At 59.2% G+C, this 21,220-nt stretch carries 21 protein-coding genes; 7 read left to right on the forward strand and 14 right to left on the reverse strand.

Annotation, left to right across the window (positions count from 1 at the left end):
* Positions 1-49: 49 nt before the first annotated feature.
* The 6 genes from BM035_RS18970 to dksA form a co-directional block, all read right to left on the reverse strand.
* The gene (locus BM035_RS18970) at positions 50-328 is read right to left on the reverse strand and encodes a hypothetical protein (RefSeq protein ID WP_254775540.1); all 279 of its coding nucleotides are present in this window, start codon (positions 326-328) and stop codon (positions 50-52) included.
* Between the two features lie 400 nt (positions 329-728).
* Positions 729-2,132, reverse strand: a complete 1,404-nt coding sequence (locus tag BM035_RS18975) for a sigma-54-dependent transcriptional regulator (protein WP_008169641.1) — start codon at positions 2,130-2,132, stop codon at positions 729-731.
* Between the two features lie 7 nt (positions 2,133-2,139).
* A complete protein-coding gene (locus BM035_RS18980; RefSeq protein WP_014575918.1) occupies positions 2,140-5,103 on the reverse strand; it encodes an ATP-binding protein in 2,964 nt (987 codons plus the stop codon).
* Positions 5,093-5,269 carry a hypothetical protein gene (locus tag BM035_RS22690; protein WP_008173184.1) on the reverse strand — a complete coding sequence of 59 codons (177 nt, stop codon included), beginning with the start codon at positions 5,267-5,269 and terminating at the stop codon, positions 5,093-5,095. Before BM035_RS22690 ends, BM035_RS18980 begins: the two co-directional genes overlap by 11 nt.
* Positions 5,270-5,319: 50 nt before the next feature.
* Positions 5,320-6,192: a tRNA glutamyl-Q(34) synthetase GluQRS gene (gene gluQRS, locus BM035_RS18985; protein ID WP_008173183.1), complete on the reverse strand. Its 873-nt coding sequence runs from the start codon at positions 6,190-6,192 to the stop codon at positions 5,320-5,322.
* A 61-nt stretch (positions 6,193-6,253) separates the two neighbouring features.
* Positions 6,254-6,694, reverse strand: coding sequence for an RNA polymerase-binding protein DksA (gene dksA / locus BM035_RS18990; RefSeq protein ID WP_008173182.1), 441 nt, complete (start codon positions 6,692-6,694; stop codon positions 6,254-6,256).
* Between the two features lie 179 nt (positions 6,695-6,873).
* Here dksA and sfsA point away from each other — a divergent pair, with 179 nt between their 5' ends.
* Positions 6,874-7,605, forward strand: coding sequence for a DNA/RNA nuclease SfsA (sfsA, locus tag BM035_RS18995; protein WP_092033763.1), 732 nt, complete (start codon positions 6,874-6,876; stop codon positions 7,603-7,605).
* Here sfsA and BM035_RS19000 read toward each other — a convergent pair.
* Genes BM035_RS19000 through BM035_RS19010 form a run of 3 tightly spaced genes read right to left on the reverse strand, consistent with a single transcriptional unit; the run spans position 7,589 to position 9,916 of the window.
* Positions 7,589-7,960, reverse strand: coding sequence for a Rieske (2Fe-2S) protein (locus tag BM035_RS19000; protein ID WP_092033766.1), 372 nt, complete (start codon positions 7,958-7,960; stop codon positions 7,589-7,591). The two genes, sfsA and BM035_RS19000, sit on opposite strands and share 17 nt — an antisense overlap.
* Positions 7,957-8,325, reverse strand: coding sequence for a pentapeptide repeat-containing protein (locus tag BM035_RS19005; RefSeq protein WP_008173179.1), 369 nt, complete (start codon positions 8,323-8,325; stop codon positions 7,957-7,959). Before BM035_RS19005 ends, BM035_RS19000 begins: the two co-directional genes overlap by 4 nt.
* Before the next feature lie 40 nt (positions 8,326-8,365).
* Positions 8,366-9,916: a bifunctional aminoglycoside phosphotransferase/ATP-binding protein gene (locus BM035_RS19010; protein ID WP_441295083.1), complete on the reverse strand. Its 1,551-nt coding sequence runs from the start codon at positions 9,914-9,916 to the stop codon at positions 8,366-8,368.
* Between the two features lie 157 nt (positions 9,917-10,073).
* Here BM035_RS19010 and mrcB point away from each other — a divergent pair, with 157 nt between their 5' ends.
* Positions 10,074-12,404, forward strand: coding sequence for a penicillin-binding protein 1B (mrcB, locus tag BM035_RS19015; protein WP_092033800.1), 2,331 nt, complete (start codon positions 10,074-10,076; stop codon positions 12,402-12,404).
* On the forward strand, positions 12,401-12,982 hold the full coding sequence (locus BM035_RS19020; protein WP_008173175.1) for a tetratricopeptide repeat protein: 582 nt from the start codon (positions 12,401-12,403) through the stop codon (positions 12,980-12,982). The genes mrcB and BM035_RS19020 overlap by 4 nt, the downstream gene beginning before the upstream one ends.
* A 47-nt stretch (positions 12,983-13,029) precedes the next feature.
* On the opposite strand, the gene BM035_RS19025 is transcribed toward BM035_RS19020, so the two are convergent.
* Positions 13,030-13,947 carry a DUF4382 domain-containing protein gene (locus BM035_RS19025; protein ID WP_092033770.1) on the reverse strand — a complete coding sequence of 306 codons (918 nt, stop codon included), beginning with the start codon at positions 13,945-13,947 and terminating at the stop codon, positions 13,030-13,032.
* 224 nt (positions 13,948-14,171) lie between these two features.
* Here BM035_RS19025 and BM035_RS19030 point away from each other — a divergent pair, with 224 nt between their 5' ends.
* The 4 genes from BM035_RS19030 to BM035_RS19045 are packed head-to-tail and all read left to right on the forward strand — an operon-like array spanning position 14,172 to position 17,218.
* The gene (locus BM035_RS19030; protein ID WP_008173164.1) at positions 14,172-14,759 is read left to right on the forward strand and encodes an RNA polymerase sigma factor; all 588 of its coding nucleotides are present in this window, start codon (positions 14,172-14,174) and stop codon (positions 14,757-14,759) included.
* Positions 14,760-14,769: 10 nt separating this feature from the next.
* On the forward strand, positions 14,770-15,471 hold the full coding sequence (locus BM035_RS19035) for an anti-sigma factor family protein (protein ID WP_092033773.1): 702 nt from the start codon (positions 14,770-14,772) through the stop codon (positions 15,469-15,471).
* Positions 15,468-15,842 (forward strand): hypothetical protein, encoded by a 375-nt coding sequence (locus BM035_RS19040; protein WP_092033775.1) that lies wholly within the window; start codon positions 15,468-15,470, stop codon positions 15,840-15,842. Before BM035_RS19035 ends, BM035_RS19040 begins: the two co-directional genes overlap by 4 nt.
* Positions 15,843-15,895: 53 nt before the next feature.
* Positions 15,896-17,218: a tetratricopeptide repeat protein gene (locus BM035_RS19045; protein ID WP_008173158.1), complete on the forward strand. Its 1,323-nt coding sequence runs from the start codon at positions 15,896-15,898 to the stop codon at positions 17,216-17,218.
* Between the two features lie 34 nt (positions 17,219-17,252).
* Here BM035_RS19045 and BM035_RS19050 read toward each other — a convergent pair whose 3' ends face one another.
* The 4 genes from BM035_RS19050 to thiD form a co-directional block, all read right to left on the reverse strand.
* Positions 17,253-18,173, reverse strand: coding sequence for a lipase family alpha/beta hydrolase (locus tag BM035_RS19050; RefSeq protein ID WP_041644915.1), 921 nt, complete (start codon positions 18,171-18,173; stop codon positions 17,253-17,255).
* A gap of 322 nt (positions 18,174-18,495) precedes the next feature.
* Positions 18,496-19,776 carry a glutamate-1-semialdehyde 2,1-aminomutase gene (hemL, locus tag BM035_RS19055; protein ID WP_008173155.1) on the reverse strand — a complete coding sequence of 427 codons (1,281 nt, stop codon included), beginning with the start codon at positions 19,774-19,776 and terminating at the stop codon, positions 18,496-18,498.
* Between the two features lie 15 nt (positions 19,777-19,791).
* On the reverse strand, positions 19,792-20,451 hold the full coding sequence (thiE, locus tag BM035_RS19060) for a thiamine phosphate synthase (RefSeq protein ID WP_008173154.1): 660 nt from the start codon (positions 20,449-20,451) through the stop codon (positions 19,792-19,794).
* Positions 20,448-21,206 carry a bifunctional hydroxymethylpyrimidine kinase/phosphomethylpyrimidine kinase gene (gene thiD, locus BM035_RS19065; RefSeq protein ID WP_092033778.1) on the reverse strand — a complete coding sequence of 253 codons (759 nt, stop codon included), beginning with the start codon at positions 21,204-21,206 and terminating at the stop codon, positions 20,448-20,450. Before thiD ends, thiE begins: the two co-directional genes overlap by 4 nt.
* Between the last annotated feature and the right edge of the window lie 14 nt (positions 21,207-21,220).

A 21,220-nucleotide genomic window follows, 5' to 3' on the forward strand; every position in this document is an offset into this window, starting at 1 on the left:
TATGGAACGGAGTTTCTCGACCGATTGCTCGACGAGAGTAAAAATTGATTTAGGCATTGAAATCCGTGGTTGCGATGAGCAAAAACCGAGAGTTTAACGGTTTGAGCAGGATTTGCACACGTTTGCCGTGGATTACCGTTCCGGGACCCAGAAAACCAAAAGGCGGATCCGTTTTCACGAATCCGCCCTCAAAGCGTTGACGATCTGCATTGTTTTTGTTTTTGCCGGGATTTTTCTTGATTTTTGTACCCCACTGCATATCCCCAATGTAGGGGCATCTCAGCAGTGCAAACGGAAAGCTTTGAATACACAGAGCGGTCAGAGACATCGGGCGGGGCTACAGTAGCTGCAGCGTCACCTGGAAGGTGATTCTTCTCTACATCTACAACTCGCACGTGCCATGGGACCACTAAAAAGCAAAGTACCCAAAACACTCAGTTCGCTCACGTTCTGTTGTTGTTTTTGTTACCGAACGCATCCTGCAGCTTTTTGTTCTTGTTGTTGGCGCTGCTTTGTCACTCTTGTTTTTGTTGTTGTGCGCCAAATAGGTTGCAGTCCATGTGCCAGTTTTTGAATTTCTTTTATTAACAGGGCCTTACGATTTTGTAGGCCATAAGTGTTACCCCGTATTCAACCTAAGTGTTACTGAGGTCACGTTACTTTCGTGAGGAGTGTTACCGACAGGAACATGAGGTAACAACTGAGCCCGGGTTCATACTATGCCGGACTCAGTTGCCAGAGGATTTTTTCCGGGGTATGCCGAGACGCTGGCGACGTTCCCAGAGCGATTTTCGGCTGATGCCCAGTTTCTGGGCCAATTCTGTCTCGCTCATGCGGTCCTGGTTCTCGAGAACAAAATGCTGGAAGTAATCTTCGAGGGAGAGATCGTTGGACGCGTCTACCTCCCGGGTATGTGTCTGCTCGTTGTTGCCGTCCACGAGAGTCTCGGGGATGTATTCGTCGCTGCCTTCGCTGTCCAGGTCCAGCAATGAGGGCGTGATCACGTCGCCGTCACACAGGATGGTTGCGCGCTCAATGGCGTTCTCCAGTTCCCGTACGTTTCCCGGCCAGCGATGGCGTTCGAGGGCGCGCATGGCTTCGGGGCTTAGATTGAGATCGGGCTTGCCCATTCTCTCGCCCTGGCGCTTCAGGAAGCGGCGGGCCAGTCCCAGGATATCGCTCTGGCGCTCACGCAGCGGCGGGATACGGATCTGCATGACGTTCAACCGGTAGTAGAGGTCTTCCCGGAATTCCCCGGTACGCGTCATGGCCTTGAGGTTTCGGTGGGTGGCGGCAATCATCCGCACGTTGACGGTACGGCTCTGGGTGGAGCCGACTTTCCGGATCTCGCTCTCTTGCAGAACCCGTAGCAGGCGTGCCTGGGCTTCGGCCGGCAGTTCGCCGATTTCGTCCAGAAACAGGCTGCCTCCATCGGCGGCCTCGATCAGGCCGGTCCTGGCCGATACCGCGCCGGTGAAAGCGCCCTTTTCGTGCCCGAACAGTTCCGATTCAATCAGGCTTTCGGGGATGGCCGCGCAGTTGACCGAAATCAGCGGCTTGGCAGCGCGGGGGCTGAGCAGGTGCAGGGCGCGGGCCGCCAACTCCTTGCCGGTTCCTGATTCGCCCTGGATCAGGACAGTGGTTTCTGTCGGCGCTACTTTACGGATCAGCGTGAACACCCGCTGCATTGGCTCACACTGGCCGAACATGATGTTGGCAGGATCGCTGCTTTCCGGCGTTTCCAGGGCTGGTGCCGAGTCGTCACCCGAATTCCGGCCGGCGGGTTTCCGGGCCAGAATGTTTTCGACCGCGGCCAGCATTTCATCGTGATCAAACGGTTTGGCGATGTACTCAACGGCGCCCATTTTCATGGAGTCCACCGCTGATCTCAGGCTGGCATAGCTGGTCATGATCAGCACTGGCGTGTTGGGTGCGCGATTGATCAGTTCGGTGCCCGCTGCGCCTGGCAGGCGCAGGTCGGAAATGATCAGATCGAACTGATCGGGTTCGTGGTTCTGCTCGGCTTCCTCAACGGAGGCCGCATCGGCGACCTCATAGCCGGCATGCAACAACAGTTTGCGCACTGCCGAGCGAATAATGTCTTCGTCTTCCACGATCAGAATGCGAGGCATAACAGTCTCAAGACCTTTGGTTCTGGCTGATGGCAATAGTGCCGGTTTCCGGTTCGTAGGCTGGCAATCTCAGCCTCACGCAGGTTCCGCGGCCGGTGTCGGCATTAGCCGGGCTTTCCACCTGAACGTTGCCATAGTGCTCTTCAATAATGCTGTACACCAGCGACAGGCCAAGACCGGTTCCCTTGTTGGGGGCCTTGGTGGTGTAAAACGGCTCGAAGATATGATCGAGTTGATCCCCGGGAATACCGGAGCCCTCATCAACCACCTCGATGATAGCGGAGTAGCCATCGCCCTTTCCACTGACCCGGATGGTACCGCCTTCCGGTGAGGCATCGCGGGCGTTCGCCAGCAGGTTGACGAATACCTGGACCAGACGCTGCTCATCTCCCAGAACCTGCAAAGAGGGCGGGCAGTCGTTGACATAGTGAATCCCCAGGCCCTTGTCGCTGAGCGACAGCAGGTTGATCGATTCTTCCACACAGCGATGAATCGCTACCGGCTCGTACCGGTTGGCCTGGGCATGATTGCCGGTGCGGGCAAAGTTCATCAGCGACTGCAAAATGGTAGAGATGCGCCGGGTCTGCTGCTGGATCTGGTCAGCGGTGTCCAGGATGTCCGGGTTGTCGGTTTCCAGTTTCAGGTTCTGGGCCAGGGATGAGATACCGGTGACCGGGTTCCCGATCTCGTGGGCGACACCGGCGGCGAGCCTTCCCACCGATGCCAGCCGTTCGCTGTGCATCAGTTCGTCCTCAAGTAGCCGGGTTTCGGTCTGGTCCTCGACCAGGATAATGCTGCCACCTTCGGTGTGGTCCGGTCCGCTCAGGGCCGCTTTGTGGAGGTTCAGCCAGTGGGGTTTGCCACGCAGGTCCAGGCGATGCTTGTAGCGATGCAGGTCCGGGCCACGGTTGAAGTCATCAAGCAGCAGGTGCCAGTGCTCGGGCAGTGCCATCAGCCTGGCACCGACCACGTCATCGGCGGTGATGCCGGTGAGCGCCTCCATGGCGTGGTTCCACATCAGGATTTCACCGTCCTCGCCCACGGAGCAGGCAGGAATCGGCAGGTTCTGAAGGGTCTGGCGGTAATGCCGGCGCAGGTTGTCCAGCTCGCCGGCCAGGCCGGTCAATCGGTTCTGGTAGTCGCCGAGGGCGCGTTCTACATAGCGGATGTCCTGGGCAGTGCCGCCCTGGGCCATGGGCTTGAAGCCGAGATGGCGCTTGACCATGTCCCGGGCCACGGAGGGGCCGAGCAGGCCAGACAGGTTTATTTCCACCTGGTCGCGCAGTCGCCTGAGCTGGTACGGCCGATACTCCACATTGGGCAGTTTCAACTGGCCCAGTGCCCGCTCCACTTCTCGCCGCGCCACACCGTAGCCCAGCGGCTCCGCTAACTGTCTCACAAAGTCACTGGAGGACGTGGCCAGCAATTCACGGCGTTGCGGACGGGACAGTGCGCCCAGTGAGCAGGCTTGGGCTGCGCTGTTCTCCTCACTGGTGCTGGTGCTGAGGATGGAAATCAGCGCAAACACGGTAATGTTGGCAGTCAGGCTTACGAACGTGAAGATATGCCAGTTGCTGTAGTCCGGTATCAGTGGCGCATCCAGCCAGGCCAGCAGATTGGCCGTGTGCGAGAATGGCAGCACGAGCGTCACCACCCAGATGGCCAGCCCGACAACAAGGCCGGCGATCAGGCCGCGGCGATTGCCCTCGGGCCAGTAAATCACGCCCAGGGCGCCGGGCAGCAGTTGCAAAGTGCCGGAGAGGGAAATGGCGCCGAGAATGGACAGGTCGAGGTTTTTGCCGACAACTTCATGAAACAGCAGCGCCAGGAAAATGATCACGGCGATGAGCAGGCGCTTGATCCACTGCAGCCACCGGTAGATATCGCCCTGGTCTTTCGGGGTTTTCAGGGGCAACACCACGTGGTTCAACGCCATGCCCGCCAGTGCCAGGGTGCTGACGATCATCAGGCCGCTGGCCGCTGACAGGCCGGCAATGTACATCAGCAGTGTCAGTGCCGGGCTTTCCATGGCCTGGGCTGCCCCGATGGCAAAGAATCCGGGCCCTGTGGTCACCGCCAGCTCCTGGCCTCCCCAGAGAATCAGGGGCACCGGCAGGCCGAGCAGCAACAGATAGAGTGGCAGGCCCCAGCTGGCTTTTGCCAGGGCCTTGGGCGAGGGGTTTTCGCTGAAGGTCATGTGGTACATGTGTGGCAGTACCAGAGCAGCAGCAAAGGACATCAGCATCAGTGCCCGCCAACTGCCGTCGTCAATGCTCAGGGTCATGGTTGTGGCTGGCGACGTCCGGTTGTCCAGCCAGCTTTCCAGTCCGCTCATGCCGTCAAAGACCCCGAAGAGAATGACGCCCCCGAGCACCAGCAATGCCACAAGTTTCACCAGCGAATCAAAAGCAATGGCCAGCACCAGTCCCTGATGGTTTTCCGAGTTCTGGTCGCGCCTTGCCCCGAATAGCATGGCGAAAAGCACCACGATCAAGCTGAACATCACGCTGATTACCGCAGGCGATGTGTCCGGCGCAAGAATGCTGGCAGAGGTGGCGACGGCCTGTATCTGCATGCTCAGCAAGGCCAGAATGGCCCCGCCGGAGCAGAGGGTGACCAGGGTGCCAGCCCACTGGCTTCGGTAGCGGTAGGCAAACAGATCGGCGAGGGACGTGAGCTGATAGGCGCGTCCGATCCTCATGACCGGGTTCAGAAGCACAGGCGCCAGCAGGAAAGCGCCGCTGATGCCGAGATAGTAAGCCAGAAAGCCGTAGCCGGATTCGGCGGCCATACCAACCGCGCCGTAGACCGCCCATATGCCGGCATAGACACCCAGACTGAGCACATAAACCAGGGGGTGGCGAACCCAGCGCCGGGGGACCATGCCTTTTTCGGTAAACCAGGCGATGCCGAACAGCAGAATCAGATACAGGAGGCTGGCGAGCAGCAGGCCGGAGGGACTAAAACTCATTGGGGTCCCGCCGCCATTCAAGCCAGAAACCGATGGCGATCAGCCCGGCCCAGATAAGGTAGGGGCTATACCAGACGTTTCCCGGCGAAGTCCACCAGTCAAGGATGTTGGGAGAAAAGATATAGATGGCCAGTACCAACAGGAAGACCAGACGGTAGATATACATCAGGCATGCTATCCGCGCTGAGGTGTGAGAAGGGCTTTATACCATGTCCCTCACCGGGATGTCAGGTGGATGGCGCCCCGTCGCCAGTTACTCCGGCCCCACTCCAGCAGCGAATCCAGCGAACCGCTGGCAAGGTTGGCAGGCGGGTTCTGACCAAGAGCAACGAGCGCCATGAACAGGTTGTCGACAGGCTTGTCATCATCAAGAGCTGGCGCATGGGTCTGCTTGCTCAGCTTCTGCCCCTGCGCGTTGAGTATGACCGGGATGTGAAGCCAGCGTGGAGGAAGAGCACCCAGGGCACGATAAATCTGTTGCTGCTGCGCCGTCATGTCCAGCAGATCCGAACCACGCACCACGTCCGTGATGCCCTGATCAATGTCATCGACCACCACCGCCATTTGATAGGCGTAGAACCCCTCCTTGCGGAGGATGACCGGATCGTCAAGCTCTGCTTGCACCGTCTGGTGCTGGGGTCCCAGCAGCTGGTCCTGCCAGTGGCAGTCTTCGTCTTCGAGGGCAAAGCGGATTGCGAATGGCCGGTCACCGTCGATTTCTGTGCGAGTGCGGCACTGGTTCGGGTGGCGCCCCTCATTGGCCTGCAATTCCTTGCGCGAGCACTGGCAACGATACGCGTAGCCGCTTTCAAGCAGCCGGTTAACGGCGTGCTGATAGGCGTCGTGACGTCTGGATTGAAAGCGTACCGGCTCGTCGGGAAACAGCCCGTGGGCGTCAAGGCTGGCAATGATCTGGCCGGTCGCCTCCGGCGGCTCTCTCAGAGGATCCAGGTCTTCAATGCGGATAAACCACTGGCCGCCCTGGCTGCGGGCTTCCAGAAAGCTGGCAAGTGCGGTAACGAGGGAGCCAAAGTGCAGCGGGCCTGTCGGAGAGGGCGCAAACCGGCCCCGGTAGTGAGGGTTGTTCATGGCGGTCAGTCAGCCGGCGGGGCTGGGAAGAGCCCCAACCGGCAGCTGTTGCGTAGTAGGCTCAGATGCCGGTCTGGCGTTCGCGAATCTCGGCCAGTGTCTTGCAGTCGATGCACAGGGTGGCTGTTGGTCGAGCTTCCAGACGGCGGATACCGATTTCCACGCCACACTGATCGCAGAAGCCATAGTCGTCTTTGTCGATGCGGTCGATGGTCTGGTCAATCTTCTTGATCAGCTTCCGCTCGCGGTCGCGGGTACGCAGCTCCAGGCTGAATTCTTCCTCCTGGGTTGCGCGATCGCTGGGATCCGCGTAATTTGCGGCGTCTTCCTGCATGTGGTGCATGGTGCGGTCGACTTCTTCCATCAGCTCCTGCTTCCATTGCAGCAGCAGATCTTTGAAGTGCTGGAGCATTTCCGCACTCATGTACTCTTCACCCTTCTTCATTTCATAGGGGGTGAAGTTGGTAAAACGTTCGCGTGGTTGTTCTGCAGTAGTTGCCATTGAACCCGGCCTCTTGTTTGTACTTCACAAGAACGGTTTGCTTCCCTCCGCGTGAGCCCCCGTGGCTGCGCGGTTGTACCCTGGATGAAGCATTCGTCCTGAAACGGGAATTTGCGGAAAATAGCAGATTAGTCACGGGGGTGCCAGCCTTGTGACATCGACTTTTGTACGGAGATCACATGAAGTTTCCAGAACCGCTGGTTGAAGGCCGGCTTATCCGCCGCTACAAACGCTTTCTGGCAGACGTGCGTCTGCCGGATGGTTCAGAAATTACGGCCCATTGTCCGAACACCGGCTCCATGCTGGGCTGTCAGCCGGAGGACGCGCGAGTCTGGCTTAGCCATAGCGATAACCCCAAGCGCAAACTCCAGTACACCTGGGAGTTGGTGGAAACCTCGCCCGGGCAACTGGCCTGCGTGAACACCGCCCGGCCGAACAGCCAGGCCCGGGAGGCCGTGCTGACGGGTACCGTGGTTGAGTTGGCCGGTTACCCGGAGTGCCGCGCCGAGGTGAAATATGGCGCCGAGAAAAGCCGGATTGACCTGTTGCTGTCTGGCCACGACACCGCCGCCGATGCCTGGGTGGAGGTCAAGAATGTCACGCTGGCGGAGGATGGTCAGGGTTTCTTCCCGGATGCGGTGACCGAGCGCGGCCAGAAACACCTCCGGGAACTGATGGCCCAGGTCCGGCAGGGTGATCGCGCGGTGCTGTTATTCGTGGTCAATCACACCGGCATTCAAACCGTCCGCCCGGCCGACCACATTGATCGCAAATACGGTGAGCTGCTTCGGGAGGCCTGCGATGCGGGTGTGGAAGTGATCGCCTATCGTGCCGATCTGAGCGAGAGCGACGGCACGCCAACAGGTGTGTTGACCCTGACCGAATCGGTGCCGGTTATTCTGGAAGTCTGATTTCGATCTGACCGTCCCGCTCACGCAGGTCCAGCTGGGTGAGCGCATCGCCCTGGCATGGGCCGGCAATGCACTCGCCGTCGGCCGGCTTAAACAGGGCGCCGTGGGTCGAGCACTGGATGAACAGGTTGTCGGAATCCATGAATCGCCCCGGCATCCAGTTCAGTTCAACGCCCAGGTGCGGGCAAATATTCAGATAGGCACGGGGCGTGCTGCCATCGAGGAACAGGAAGCCGGTTAACGGCATGCCTTCCGGCTCCCGGGCCTTCTCCCGGAGCCGGAATTCGACAAACTGGCCCGATGTCAGCTCGGATGCCGGACAGACGGGCTGCCAGGAATTCGGGTTACTGCTCATTTCGGCAATATGGCGTAGCGCATGCGGGTCCCGTGGTTCAGGGACATGACGATTTCATCAGCTTCCAGGCGGTGCGGGAAATAGCAGCCGGAAATCTTGGCGCTGGCGATGCTTGAGCCTTCCATCCTGGATTTCGAGAAGTCCACACCTCGCAGGTCGGCACCGCGAAAGTAGGCGTGGCGGAAATCCAGTCCCTTGGCATCCATCCCCCTCAGATCCAGACCCCGGAAATCGCCATGGGCGAAACTGGGCAACTCTGTGAGCTTTGCCTTTTCGGCATTGAACGCCTGCATGTCCTCGCTACGAAGAATATCGTAGAGCGGGTGGCTGATCTGATGTACTTCGTGTTCGCTTTTATCGTCCATATCGAACCTCGCGCTCGCCAGTGGGAGCCAGTTGTTGTTCTTAGTCGGCCTTGCCGCCGGGGATACCCAGATGTTGGCGGATCCGGTCGGCCACCGCCTCTGCCACATGCTCCTGGTCAGTGTGCAGGTGGATGGTGTGGCTCTTCTCCTCCGCGGTTAACGGTTCAAACCAGGTTTGCTGGGCGTCCAGCAATTCCTCGGTTGCCTCGGAGGCATCGCCCTTGCGATTGCGGATCCACTCCCGGCGCAGATCTTCCGGCGCCTCGCAATGGATCAGGGCAAAGGGCACACCCTGATCTTCGGCTATCGATGCCAGCAGGGCCCGCTCTTTCTGTTTCAGGCTGGCGGCGTCCACAATCACCGGGAAACCGGCTGCCAGAACGTGACTGGCAAGCTCCGCCAGCCGCTGATAGGTTTTCTCTGTCGCTTCCTCGGTATACAGATTGCCACCGGTCGGTGAGCGGGAGCTGTCGAGAGGGGCCAGTCCGTGCAGGCGCTTGCGCTCGACATCGGAGCGCAGGCGTATCAGCCCCAGTTCATTGGCCATGGCGGCGCTGACGCAGGTCTTGCCGCTGGCGGACAGCCCGGTGGTTGCCAGCAGATAGTGATTCGGAATAGTGCCGTAATCCTCGGCCAGCTGGGCGTAGGCTCGATAGCGCTGCATCAGGTCGGCTTTTTCAGCATCGGTGAGCCCCGGGTTCCCCATGGTAAACAGGGCTATCTTGGCGCGCACCATAGCCCGGTATGCCTTATAAAGCGGCAACAAGGGCAGGGCTTCGAAGTCGTCGCGGTATTCCAGGTACGTATTGAGCACCTGATTGGCAAGGGCGCTCTCCCCACGGGACTCCAGATCCATCAACAGGAACGCGAGATCGTTGATCACGTCGATCCATCGGAACGGTTCGTTGAACTCAATGCAGTCGAAAACCGTTACCGCGTCCTCGAAGCGGGTGATATTGGCGAGATGGAGGTCGCCATGGCATTCCCGCACCATGCCGCTTTCGCGACGACGGGCAATCAGCTCCCGGTGGCGCTCGAAGGTGGATTCGGTCCAGGCCTGGAGGTTGTCCAGCTGCATGAGCAGATCCGAATCGTCAATCATCGGCCGGATCTGGTCAAAATTTTCCTGCATGGCGGCGAATACGGCTTCCGGAGTGCCAAGCGGCTTGTCGTCCGGCACAGGCGGTAGCTGCTCATGGAAGGCCGCGACCTGACGGGCCAGGTCCGTGAGTGGTTCGGGCGTCAGCTTTCCCTGTTCCTGCAGGCGATCGAAGAGATGCTCCTGGCCGAACTGACGCATCTTGATGGCGTATTCGAAGGCTTCTCCCTCCCCACCGAGGATGGGGTTGTCGGGCGTGCCGGTGATGGGTACCACCTCCAGATACAGTTTGTTGGCCAGTCGCCGATTGAGCCTGAGCTCCTCCTCGCAGAAATGCTTTCGGCGATCGAGGGTGGAGAAGTTCAGGAAGCCGAAATCCATGGGCTTCTTGATCTTGTAGGCGTAGTCACCGGTCAGGATCACCTGTGAGATGTGAGTTTCGATAACCTGGAAACCATCGACAGGATGGTCGTACAGGTCTGGATTCTGCATGGCCAGAATCAGATTGCCTGGGGATGTCTCACTCACCGTGCTCTCCTCGCGTTCCCTGAACCCATTGATTTTTCTTGCTCTATCATAACGGGCAGATTACAGAAATAACACACGGATGGCCTGCCTTCCTCACCGCTCCCTTCGTTATAATCGCGGCATGAAAAAATCCAAAGCATCTTCCAGCCCCAGGCGAAAGCCCTCCAGACGTTCCTCCAACAACGGTCGCCGGCCGTGGTTCTGGCGTTTTATGTTCCGGTTATGTGCCATCGGTCTCGTTTTGCTGGCTGGCTGGATGGTTTACCTCGATGCCGTGGTGACCTCCCGTTTCGAGGGCCGGCGTTTCGAGGTTCCGTCCCGGGTTTACGCGCGCCCTCTGGAGCTTTTCGATGGCGCCAGCGTCAGTGCCGGTGCCCTGGAGAGGGAACTGAGCCTCTCCGGTTTCCGTAAGGGTGACGGCAGGAAATCCGGCAGTTACCAGCGCACGGGCAATCGCTTTGTGATCAGTACCCGGGGCTTTTCCTTCCCGGACGGCGATGAACCCAGGCGCAGGATCTCACTGATGATATCTGGCGATCGGGTTCAGGGCTTTTCGGTGATTGAAGGCGATAATGCCCCGATTGTGCGGCTTGAGCCGGCGCAGATTGGCGGCATCTACCCGGCGCACAAGGAGGACCGGGTGCTGGTTCAGCTGGATGAAGTGCCGGCCCTGTTGCCCACCACTCTGATGGCGGTGGAGGATCGTAACTTCTACGACCATTTCGGCATCGCGCCACTTTCTATTGGCCGGGCCATGCTTGCCAACATCCAGGCCGGGCGCATCGTTCAGGGTGGCAGCACGCTGACTCAACAATTGGTGAAAAACTTCTTTCTGACTCGAGAGCAGACGCTGGTGAGAAAGGCCAACGAAGCCCTGATGTCGGTGCTCCTGGAGTTGCACTATGAAAAAGACGATATCCTCGAAACCTATCTGAACGAGGTCTACCTCGGACAAGCCGGTACGCGCAGCATTCATGGTTTCGGTCTTGCCAGCCAGTTCTATTTTGGCGAATCCCTCAAGGATCTGGATGTGCACCAGATCGCTTTGCTGGTGGGCATGGTCAAAGGCCCCAGTTACTACAATCCGCGCCGCCACCCGGAGCGCGCAACCGAGCGGCGGAATCTGGTGATTTCTGAAATGGAACAGGCCGGCCTCATTGAGCCGGGGCGCGCGTCCAGGGCTCGTGGATTGCCGCTGGGCGTCAGTGAGCGCCCGTCGTATTCGGAAAATCGGTACCCGGCCTATATCGATCTGGTTCGGCGACACCTTGCCCGCGATTACAAGGAAGAGGATCTGCGCAGTGAAGGTTTGCGGATTTTCACGACCCTGAACCCGGCGATTCAGTACGCGGCAGAGTATGCGGTAACCGATACCCTCCCGAGGCTGGGCGGTGGGCAGAATGCCGAGGCGCTGGAAGCGACTCTGGTAGTCACTGCGAAGGATTCCGGGGAAGTGCTGGCACTTGTGGGTGGCCGCGACCCGCAATTTGCCGGGTTCAACCGGGCACTGGATGCCAACCGTCCCATCGGATCGTTGATCAAGCCGTTTATCTATCTGTCGGCGTTGCAGGAGCCGGAGAGGTATACCCTGACCACACCGGTGCTGGATAAGAGCTTTACCCTGGAATTCGACGATGGCAAACGCTGGCAGCCCAAGAACTATGATGGCGAGGAGCGGGGCGAAGTACCCCTGCACAAGGCCCTGTCCCACTCTTACAACCTGCCTGCCGTGCGTGTCGGGCTGGATATCGGAGTGGATCGGGTGCAGGAGACGCTGACAGCGTTCGGCGTCGATACCCCGATTTCACGTTACCCGTCGATGCTTCTGGGCTCGGTTTCCATGAGCCCGGTGACCGTGGCGCAGATCTATCAGGGGCTGGCGACATCCGGCTTCAATACGCCGCTGCGCACGATCCGTGAAGTCACGGACGCCGGCGGTGAGGCGCTATCCCGTTACAGTCTTGAAGTTGAGCAAGTGGCCGATCCCGCCGCCGTGCACCTGGTGCAATACGCAATGCAGGAAACCATGCAGGAGGGGACAGGACGCTCTGCCTATTACACCGTGCCTGAAGAGCTCAGTCTTGCCGGCAAGACCGGCACCACCGATGATGGTAGGGACTCCTGGTTTGCCGGGTTCAGTGGCGACCTGCTTGCGGTGGCCTGGGTTGGGCGGGATGATAACGGGCCAACTTCACTGACCGGGGCCAGTGGCGCTCTGCCGGTGTGGTCGAGGTTTATGGCGCAGGTTCCCCAGCACGGCTTCTCGCCGGTGGTACCCGACGGGGTCAGTTATCACTGGGTGAATTCGGAGCAGCAGGCACTCACAGACGAATACTGCGACAATGCCCGTCTGCTGCCCTACATTGCTGGTAGTGAACCCACGCAGACAATTTCATGCTCCGGAACTCTGGAACGTCGAATCCGGGGTTGGTTTGAAGGACTGTTTCAATGATTGACCGACTTTCGTTAAGGACTGCCCTGATCGCCACGCTGCTGTCCGTGGCCGGTTGTGCTTCCGGGCCAGGAGGCGGAATCTACGTGCCGATCGGCAGTGAGCCGGCCAAGGCGCCGGAACCACCCAGAACCAGTACTGATAGCGAAGAAAGCGAAGCCCCCGTGTGGCGCAAGAGCGAACAGCCAGAGGTGGCTCCGGAAACCCGGGAACCGGCCCGGTCCAGCTCCCCTAGCTATCGGGAAACCGGGGATGGGCTCTCACCGGCGGCGCTCAGCCTGGTACGTGAGGCCGATCAGCTGTTGGCCCAAGGTAACATCTCTGGCGCTATCGCACGCCTCGAGCGCGCACAGCGGATCGCCCCCCGATCTGCGGAGGTGTATTTCAAGTTGTCCGAGGCCTATGTGGCGGGTAATAAGTTGGGCTCAGCGGAGCAGTTCACCCTGAAGGGGTTGTCCCTGGCGGGAAGTGATATTCGGCTGCAGAGAGCCGGCTGGCTGTTGCTGGCGGATATTCGCCGGGCTCGAGGTAATGTGGCGGGTGCGGATCAGGCGGAGGAAAGGGCCGCAGCGCTATAAATATGTTGTAAACAAAAAAGAGGGGCTTATGCCCCTCTTTTTTGTGGTCATTCCGGAGCTGAGGCTTCGAAATCGACTGTGGAGGTCTCGCCGCTAACTACCTCAACCTGGCTGTCGCCGGTGATGAAGCTGAGTTCATCATCGGAGGGTTCACCTTCTGCAGTTTCGATCTCATCATTATCGCAGGTGTATGAGACCGTGTAATTGCCCTCGGGTATAAATGCTGCAGTGAAAGCGAACTGATCGCCATCGTAATTTACCGGAACGGCAACAAGAGGCTCTTGATCACTACCGATATCATCTGGTTCAACATCGAAGCCTTCATGAATATACACGCTGCCGTTATACGTTTCCGGTGAGCTGACGCTCGCATCACTGCAAAGATTGCTGATGACTTCTGTAGCAACTGTTCCCGCAATGGTACCTACCTCCGAATTGTCGACCAGCCGAATAACCGGTTTTAATCGGTAAACGTCAGGATCGTTCTGAGGATTTACGATCGATTTTCTCACATCAAAGTCGATGGTCAGATTAATTTCGCCGCCTGCAGGCACAATGAATCCGCTGGTTTGAACGCCTCGGGCTGAAGGAGTTGTCAGATCGAATACGCCACCATCGATAACAATCGTGTTGCCATCGCCTAGTTCCAAGCGCATCCAGGAATAATCGCCGGCAGTAACCTCTTCATCTGCCAAGAGGGACATCACGGTTCCGCCGGTCAATGTAAGTAGGTTTACTGGTTCCGCCATGTCGAAATCAAAACGTTTCCGGTCACCATTGGTGTGTTGCAGTACCAATGCCTCGACTTCTATGTTGACTTCTTGGGCGTTATCTACAGGCGCGTCGGTTAATCCTACGTTAACCGTGCCGGTAGAAGCAGTGCTGCTTCCGTCACCGCTGCCGCCACAGGCGGCAATACCTGCAGCCAGGGCCGAAATGGTGAAAATGCGGATCGAACGTTTCATATAAACCTCCAAGGTTTATTTGCTGGACTCATAGCGAAGCAACATCGCTACCTGACTCCACCCTCACGCTGCGGTAGAGGGCAGAGTTCCGGAAATTTTGTTAACGTTCCCTAATGTCCGGGCAACCGTTGAATCGTCAGATCGGGAACGCGGCCAATGCATCGGCCCGGCGACTTGAGATAGACTGCGCCGCTGGCATGAACCCACGCAGGTAAACAACGGCTTTGGCAATTTTTCCTTTCAAGCCCTCGAAGTCCCGGCGTTTTGACGCCCTGGTGCGGCCCCATCTGGATGCGATGTACCGGTTTGCTTACCGTCTGGCGGGTCAGCAACAGGATGCTGAGGATCTGGTTCAGGATGTGGTGGTCAAGCTATTCCCAAAGCTTGATGAGCTGGAAAGCGTTGACCAGCTAAGGCCCTGGCTGAATCGGGTGCTCTACAGGCAGTTTATTGATCAGGTGCGGCGTAAGAACCGACAGAGTGACCGCCCGTTGACGGAGCTGGTAGGCAGTGAAAGCCAGGCCGATTGGCTGGACAGCCTTGAATCCGACAGTGTTGGCCCGGATCTGCAACTGGAGCAGTCGCGCCTTGGACCGGCGTTGGATCGGGTCATGATGACTCTGACGCCCGATCAGCGAACTCTTTTGTTGCTTCATGATGTGGACGGCTGGCGCCAGGAAGACATCGCGGAGGTGCTGGACATCCCGTTGGGAACCGTGAAATCGCGATTGCACAGGTGTCGGGCCGCCCTGCGAAAGAAATTGCAGCGGGAGCTGGAACCAACCGAGCCGGCCGGACGTGTGGGGGAGTGAGGTGAAGACAATGTCCTGCAATGAAATCCGGGTGGATCTACCCGACTACATCAACAATGAGCTTTCCGCCCCCGCCCGTGACCGGGTGCAGGAGCACGTTGCTGCCTGCACGTCGTGCAGAGGGTGGCTTGCCTCGGAGCGGTCTCTGAACCGGGCGTTGCAGGAGCAATTCAGAGTCCCTGGGCCTTCTCCTGATTTTCACAGCCGTGTTTTGTCCTCTGTCCGAGGCGAAGCGAAACCGGAGTCCGGATGGAGTCACGGGGCACTGGGTGGCGCCATTGCGGCGGCTCTTGCCCTGGGTATCGGCCTGGGCTTTCTGTTCCAGCCCGATGATGTGACTGACAGCGCCCAGCCTGTTGTCGCGTCCTCGGCGTCCTCGGACAGTGCCGCTGAAGAGTCGGCAAACGGGATTGCCGAACCTGTTGAGAAAACCGTGCGCCTTGCCTTCCGTTCGGGTGAGGCTCTGGAAAACGTTACGCTTACCTTGGAGCTGCCACCGAATGTGGAACTGGCTTCCTGGCCGGGGCATCGGGAGCTTAGCTGGCAGGTGAGCCTGAACGCTGGGGAGAACGTCCTGTCGCTGCCCCTGAAGCTCCTCTTTCCCGGTGCCGGTGAGTTGGTGGCCCGACTGGACACCGGAGATCGCCAGAAAACCTTTCGGGCCCCGATTCCCGAATATCCACAACGCCCGGTCGAGGATCCCGAATCATGACAGGTTGCAGGTTCTTATTGAGTGCCAGGCTGGTCGGATTGCTGATGTTGGGGTTTTGGGTCCCTGCAACAACACTGGCTAATGATGATCTGGATGTTACCATGCGAATGGTGACTGACGACGCAGAACTCACCGATTCGGTCGTGCGGGAAATCGAGTTGCCCCGCGCTATCGAAAAACCCGAGAATCCGGGTGAGTCTGGCTCTCGAGGGCTGGATACGGCGAGTGAAGCCCGAGAAAGGGGGCGCGAGTTTGGTGAGTCCATGTCCGAAAAAGCCAGGCAATCCCGGGAGCTGATCAAGGGTAAGCCTGAGTTACCGGAGCGGCCGGAACGCCCAGAGCTGCCGGATGCACCAGGGCTGGATCGCTGAAACCGGATACATAACCGGACCTGCCCCGCGTGGATTAATCCGGAGAAACCTGTTTGCTGGTATTTTGGCGCGCCCTGTCCCTGATCCTGTTGTTAATGCCCACGATGATTCTTCAGGCGGCTGAAACGGAAGCCGGCATGGAGGATTTCCGTGCCGGCGTTGAAGCCTTTGAAGCAGGAGACCTGAACGCCGCGAAACAGCGCTTCCAGAGGGCCGTTGATGCTGGCCTGAGATCTCCCTCGCTTTTCTATAACCTCGGTGTTGTCTGCTACCAGCTGGGCGATTATGGCGCCGCTGAATCTGCCTTCCGTTCCTTGCTCGACGGCTCCAATGGCGCCCTCGCGCGTTATAACCTCGGTCTGGTCGCGCTTGCCACGGAGGAGTCTGCCGAAGCCCGTCGCTGGTTCGAGCAGGCCTCGGCCGAGAGCGCTCCGGATAAGATTCGGACACTGGCTCGGGCGCAACTGAATAGACTGGCCGGCGGAGTTCCGTCGTCGGCCGGTCAGCCCTCCATTCGCGGCTATCTGGGTATCTCGGGCGGTTACGATTCCAATATTGCCGGCCTGCCCGAGGATACGGCGTCGAGTGAAGGTGGGGTGTTCCTCGAGGCGCTGGCTGCCGGAACCTACGAGCGGCCAGTCGGCACCCGCTCACGGCTTGCCCTCGATGCTGCCGCCTACTCCCGGGAACATACGTCCGATGAAGAATACGACACTCAGGTGTTGCAGGGACGACTGGCCTGGTCTGAGACCCTCGCTGCAGTTGAGCGCGGCGCTCTGGTGTCGTTGGTGAAGTCCTGGTTTGGCAGCGAATCCCTTGAGACCCGATACGGCATCGAGGGGTTTTATCGTTGGCGTGAGTGTTCGCTACCCGTAGCCCCGGATCAGTGTGGAGTTGCCCTGGCGGCGGCTACCGTGAATGGTGGTTCAGGCTTCGAGGCCTATGACGGACAGTGGTATCGGGCACGCGTTCATGCGCGGAAGTACCTGGGACCCTGGCGATTGGACGGCGACTACTCACTGGAAATCAATGACCGGCGGGATCTGCAAACAACCAGTGAGTTTATCAGTGTCTCACCTACCCACCACACACTGGAGTTTGCCGGTCGCTACCGCTGGCGGCCAGATATCGTATTCGGAACGATGGGCTCTGTTCGCCACAGTCGATACCGGGACGCCCATCAAGTGGTGTCCGGGGAAGGCGAGAGCGGTCGCAGAACAGATAACCGTCTGGAGATCGGATTGCTGGCGGAAAAGTCTCTGGACAGCCTTTGGCTGGTCCGGGGGGAGTGGTTGGTTCGGGATAACAGAAGCAGTCTGTCGCAGTATGACTATCAGCGCCAGACCCTGATGTTCACCCTCGAAGGGGCCTTCTAGCTCTGCAAGGCAAAGCCAGAAGGCGGGCTACCCGTTACAGTCCTGCGTTTCTCAGGCGGTTGGCGTGTTGCTTGAAAACCGCTTTTGGATCAGTTTCGAAGAGGCTGTGCAGGCCCAACGCCTGATTCACTTCATCCAGATGGTTCATGAAGTAATTATCCCGGATAACCTTGCCAAAGCGGCTGCTGCAGCGGCCTACCAGACCGTCGTTCTGGCTGAAGCCGAAGGCGAGGCTGGTGGTGCCCAACAACGCGTCGGACGGATCCAGAACGTTGGTCAGAACACCGGTGCCACCCCAGGAGTAGAAGCGGACACCATTTGCCGAGTAGGCGCCTTCACCGCAAGCGGTGGTTGGAATCCCAGCAGGGGCAAAGTTGTTGAATTCGGCGCTGCCCTGAGTGGTGAGGGATTCCAGGCTTGACCGCAGGTCCTGGTTATAACCGCCACCGGACAGCAGATCGATAAGCCCACCCAATGCATTACCCAGACTGGCCGCCAGGCTTTCGGCAGGGGAGCCGTAGATAAGGTCGGCGACCGGCGAGCCTTTATGGGGCGAGCCGACGGACGTCACTGAGGCGACCAGATCCGGCCGCACCCTGGCGATGTAACGGGCCGTGGGGCCCCCGTGGCTGTGGCCAATCAGATTGACCTTGCCGTGCACCGCGGCGATCGCCTGTACCTGCGGCAGAAGCGCTTCACCGCGAGCAATGGTGCTGTCCAGGGCGGGCACCTGAGTGGTGTAGACATCAGCGCCGTATTTGCGGAGATCCTCGGCGACGCCGTACCAGTAGTCCACGCCGGCAATCGAATCAAAGCCGAACATGCCATGCACCAGCACAACCGGGTAGCGAGTATCCGTATAGTTTGAAGGGGTAGAGTCCCACCACCAGGCGGCGGAGGGGGCCGACCAGGCCACAGTCAGGGCCAGGGCCATTGCTTGGATCCAGAGTTTCATTGTCGTTCCTACAGTTTGATGTTGTGTTTGTTATTCAAACTGCGGCTCAACCTAACGGGTTGCTCCAGAGACTTCCTGCTCGTACTGCATCTGCCTGTAGGCAGACCGAGTGCTTCCGTGCGCTGACTTGATTTTTGTGTTTGTTAGATTGGTGCCGTCAGAGCATCTCGGTAGAGATTAGATCAACATTTGATCAGGCTGGATGGTAAGTCAACGGCACAAGAGGCCAGGCAGGGGTATTCGCCGTGGAACTGTGATGCCCATCACATCGGTGGCCCCGCAGGACATGTTCTGCGGGGCAGCGATGGGGACAGCGGAAGTATCAGAGCGTGGCCATGACCTTTTTGGCCGCCGCTACCGTATCGGCGATGTCCTGTTCGGACAGTGCCGCTGTCGTAAAGCCAGCCTCAAAGGCGGATGGTGCCAGGTATACGCCTTCTTTAAGCATGCCCTGGAAGAACTTCTTGAACCGTTCGACATCACAGCCCATCACCTGGTCAAAGCGGGTAACAGAGCTTTCCTCGGTAAAGAAGAATCCGAACATGGCCCCGGCACTCTGGACCGTCAAAGGGATGCCAGTGGCGTCAGCGGCTTCTTTCAGGCCGTCGCGAACGGCATTGGTTTTCTCGGTCAGCCGGTCGTGGAAACCGGGCTCGGAGATTGCGTTCAGTGTCGTCAGGCCGGCGCACATGGCCAGGGGGTTACCGCTCAGGGTGCCTGCCTGGTAAACCGGTCCCAATGGTGAGATGTGTTCCATGATTTCCCGTTTGCCGCCAAAGGCGCCGACCGGAAGTCCGCCACCAATCACCTTGCCCAGTGCGGTGAGGTCCGGGGTTACGCCATACAGCCCCTGCGCGCCGCCAAGGGAAACCCGGAACCCGGTCATTACTTCGTCGAAGATCAGCACGGTGCCGTGCTCGTCGCACACTTCCCGCAACCCCTCCAGGAAGCCTGGGACCGGTGGAATGCAGTTCATATTGCCAGCGACCGGCTCTACGATAATCGCGGCGATCTGGTCGCCCATCTCCCGGAAGCATTCGCGAACGCTGTCCATGTCGTTGTAGGTCAGCGTGATGGTGTGCTCAGCCAGGCTGGCGGGGATGCCCGGGGAATTCGGCACGCCCAGGGTGAGGGCGCCGGAGCCTGCTTTGACCAGCAGTGAATCCACGTGGCCGTGGTAGCAGCCCTCGAACTTCACGATCTTGTCGCGACCGGTGTAGCCCCTCGCCAGGCGGACAGTGCTCATGGTGGCCTCGGTACCCGAATTCACCATGCGGACCAGTTCGATGGATGGCACCAGTTCGCACACTTTCTTGGCCATCTCGGTTTCGAGGGCGGTCGGCGCACCATAGCCAACGCCCAGATCAACCTGCGCATGCAGGGCGTCTTTGATGCGTTGGTCACCGTGGCCAAGAATCATGGGGCCCCAGGAGCCGATGTAATCGATGTAGCGCTGATCGTCTTCGTCGTAAAGATAGGCGCCCTGGGCGTGCTTGAAGAAAATCGGCGTGCCGCCAACGCCTCGAAAGGCCCGGACCGGAGAATTCACGCCACCGGGGATGTATTTCTGGGCCTGCTCGAACAGGGTTTCGGAGTGCGTCATGGATCTGGGCTCCTGTTATTCCGGAAGTGAAAAAAGTGGATGATGGCTTGCGAACAGGCGCTCGAACGCTTTGGCTCGCATCTCAATGTCATGTGTGTCGCCGCCAAAAAGGCCGCCTACCACGGCGAGCATGTCGGCCCCGGCACGGATAAGAGGTTCGCCGTTGTCTGTGGTTACCCCGCCGATGGCGGTGATCGGGAGGCCGAAACGCTTCGCGTCGGTCAGCACACCGGGAGGCGCTGCCGGGGCGCCGGGTTTGGTCGACGACGTATAAAATCGCCCGAACGCCAGATAGTCCGCGCCCGCCCCCAGAGCAGCCTGTGCAAGTGCGAGATCGGCGTGACAGGTTATGCCGATTATGGCCTCATCACCGAGAAGGCGGCGGGCCGCTGCCACTGAGCCGTCCGTCTGACCCATGTGTACCCCGGCAGCCCCGACCCGTTTCGCGAGATCAGGATCGTCGTTGATCAGCAACGGAACGCCCGCATTTCGGCATACAGCCTGCAAACTGACCGCCTGGGAAATCCGTTCAGCCATCGGCGCGCTCTTTTCGCGGTATTGTACCATGACCGCGCCGCCCCGAAGCGCAGCCTCAACCGATTCGATCAGTGTTTCGGGTGGTGTCAGTACGCTGTCGGTAATGGCGTAGAGCCCCGGGCGCAGCCCTTTACTCATCGCTCCCACAGAATACCTCGATCCGGCACCGGCTGGCCTTTACCGACTTCCAGGGCGTGGAGTATGGCGCGATGAACGTAGTTCTGGGCCTGGGAAATGGCGGCGCGGGGCGATAGCCCGGAGGCTCTGCCGGCAGAAATGGCCGCTGCCAGGGTGCAGCCGGTGCCATGGTACTCACCACCGATTCGTTCAATTTCCCAGCGCATGGGCTGAGGGGCGTGGTTGTAGAGCGTGTTGATAATGTGAATGCCGGTGCCGTGTCCACCAGTGGCCAGCACGGATTCGCAGCCGCCCTTCAGCAGATTGTCGGCGGCCTGATCGGCGTCTTCACTGTTGCCGAGCATGGCCAGTTCGACGCCATTGGGCGTGATCATTTCGGCCACAGGAAAGAGCTTCTCCTTCATCGCGCTGACCAGTTCGTCGTCGGCCAGATCACCGCCCCCTGCGGCTTTGATCACCGGGTCGGTAATCACGGGAATGCCCGGATGTTCACGGATGAAATCCACGAGCACATCCACCACCGCAGCATTGCCCAGTGCACCGGTTTTGATGGCATGGATCGGGGAATCATCGGCGAGACATTGGAGTTGTTTTCGGATCAGGTCAGCCGATACGGGCTCGGCGCCATACACGTTACGGGTGTCCTGCACGGTGAGGCAGGTAAGAACCGGCAAGGGATGGCAGCCAAGGGAGGTGACGGCCTGGATGTCGGCCTGAATGCCGGCGCCGCCGGACGGATCAAGGCCGGAAAGAATCAGAACCTGTGGTC

This window comes from Marinobacter sp. DSM 26671, assembly GCF_900112835.1.
GTDB classification, from domain to species: domain Bacteria; phylum Pseudomonadota; class Gammaproteobacteria; order Pseudomonadales; family Oleiphilaceae; genus Marinobacter; species Marinobacter flavimaris.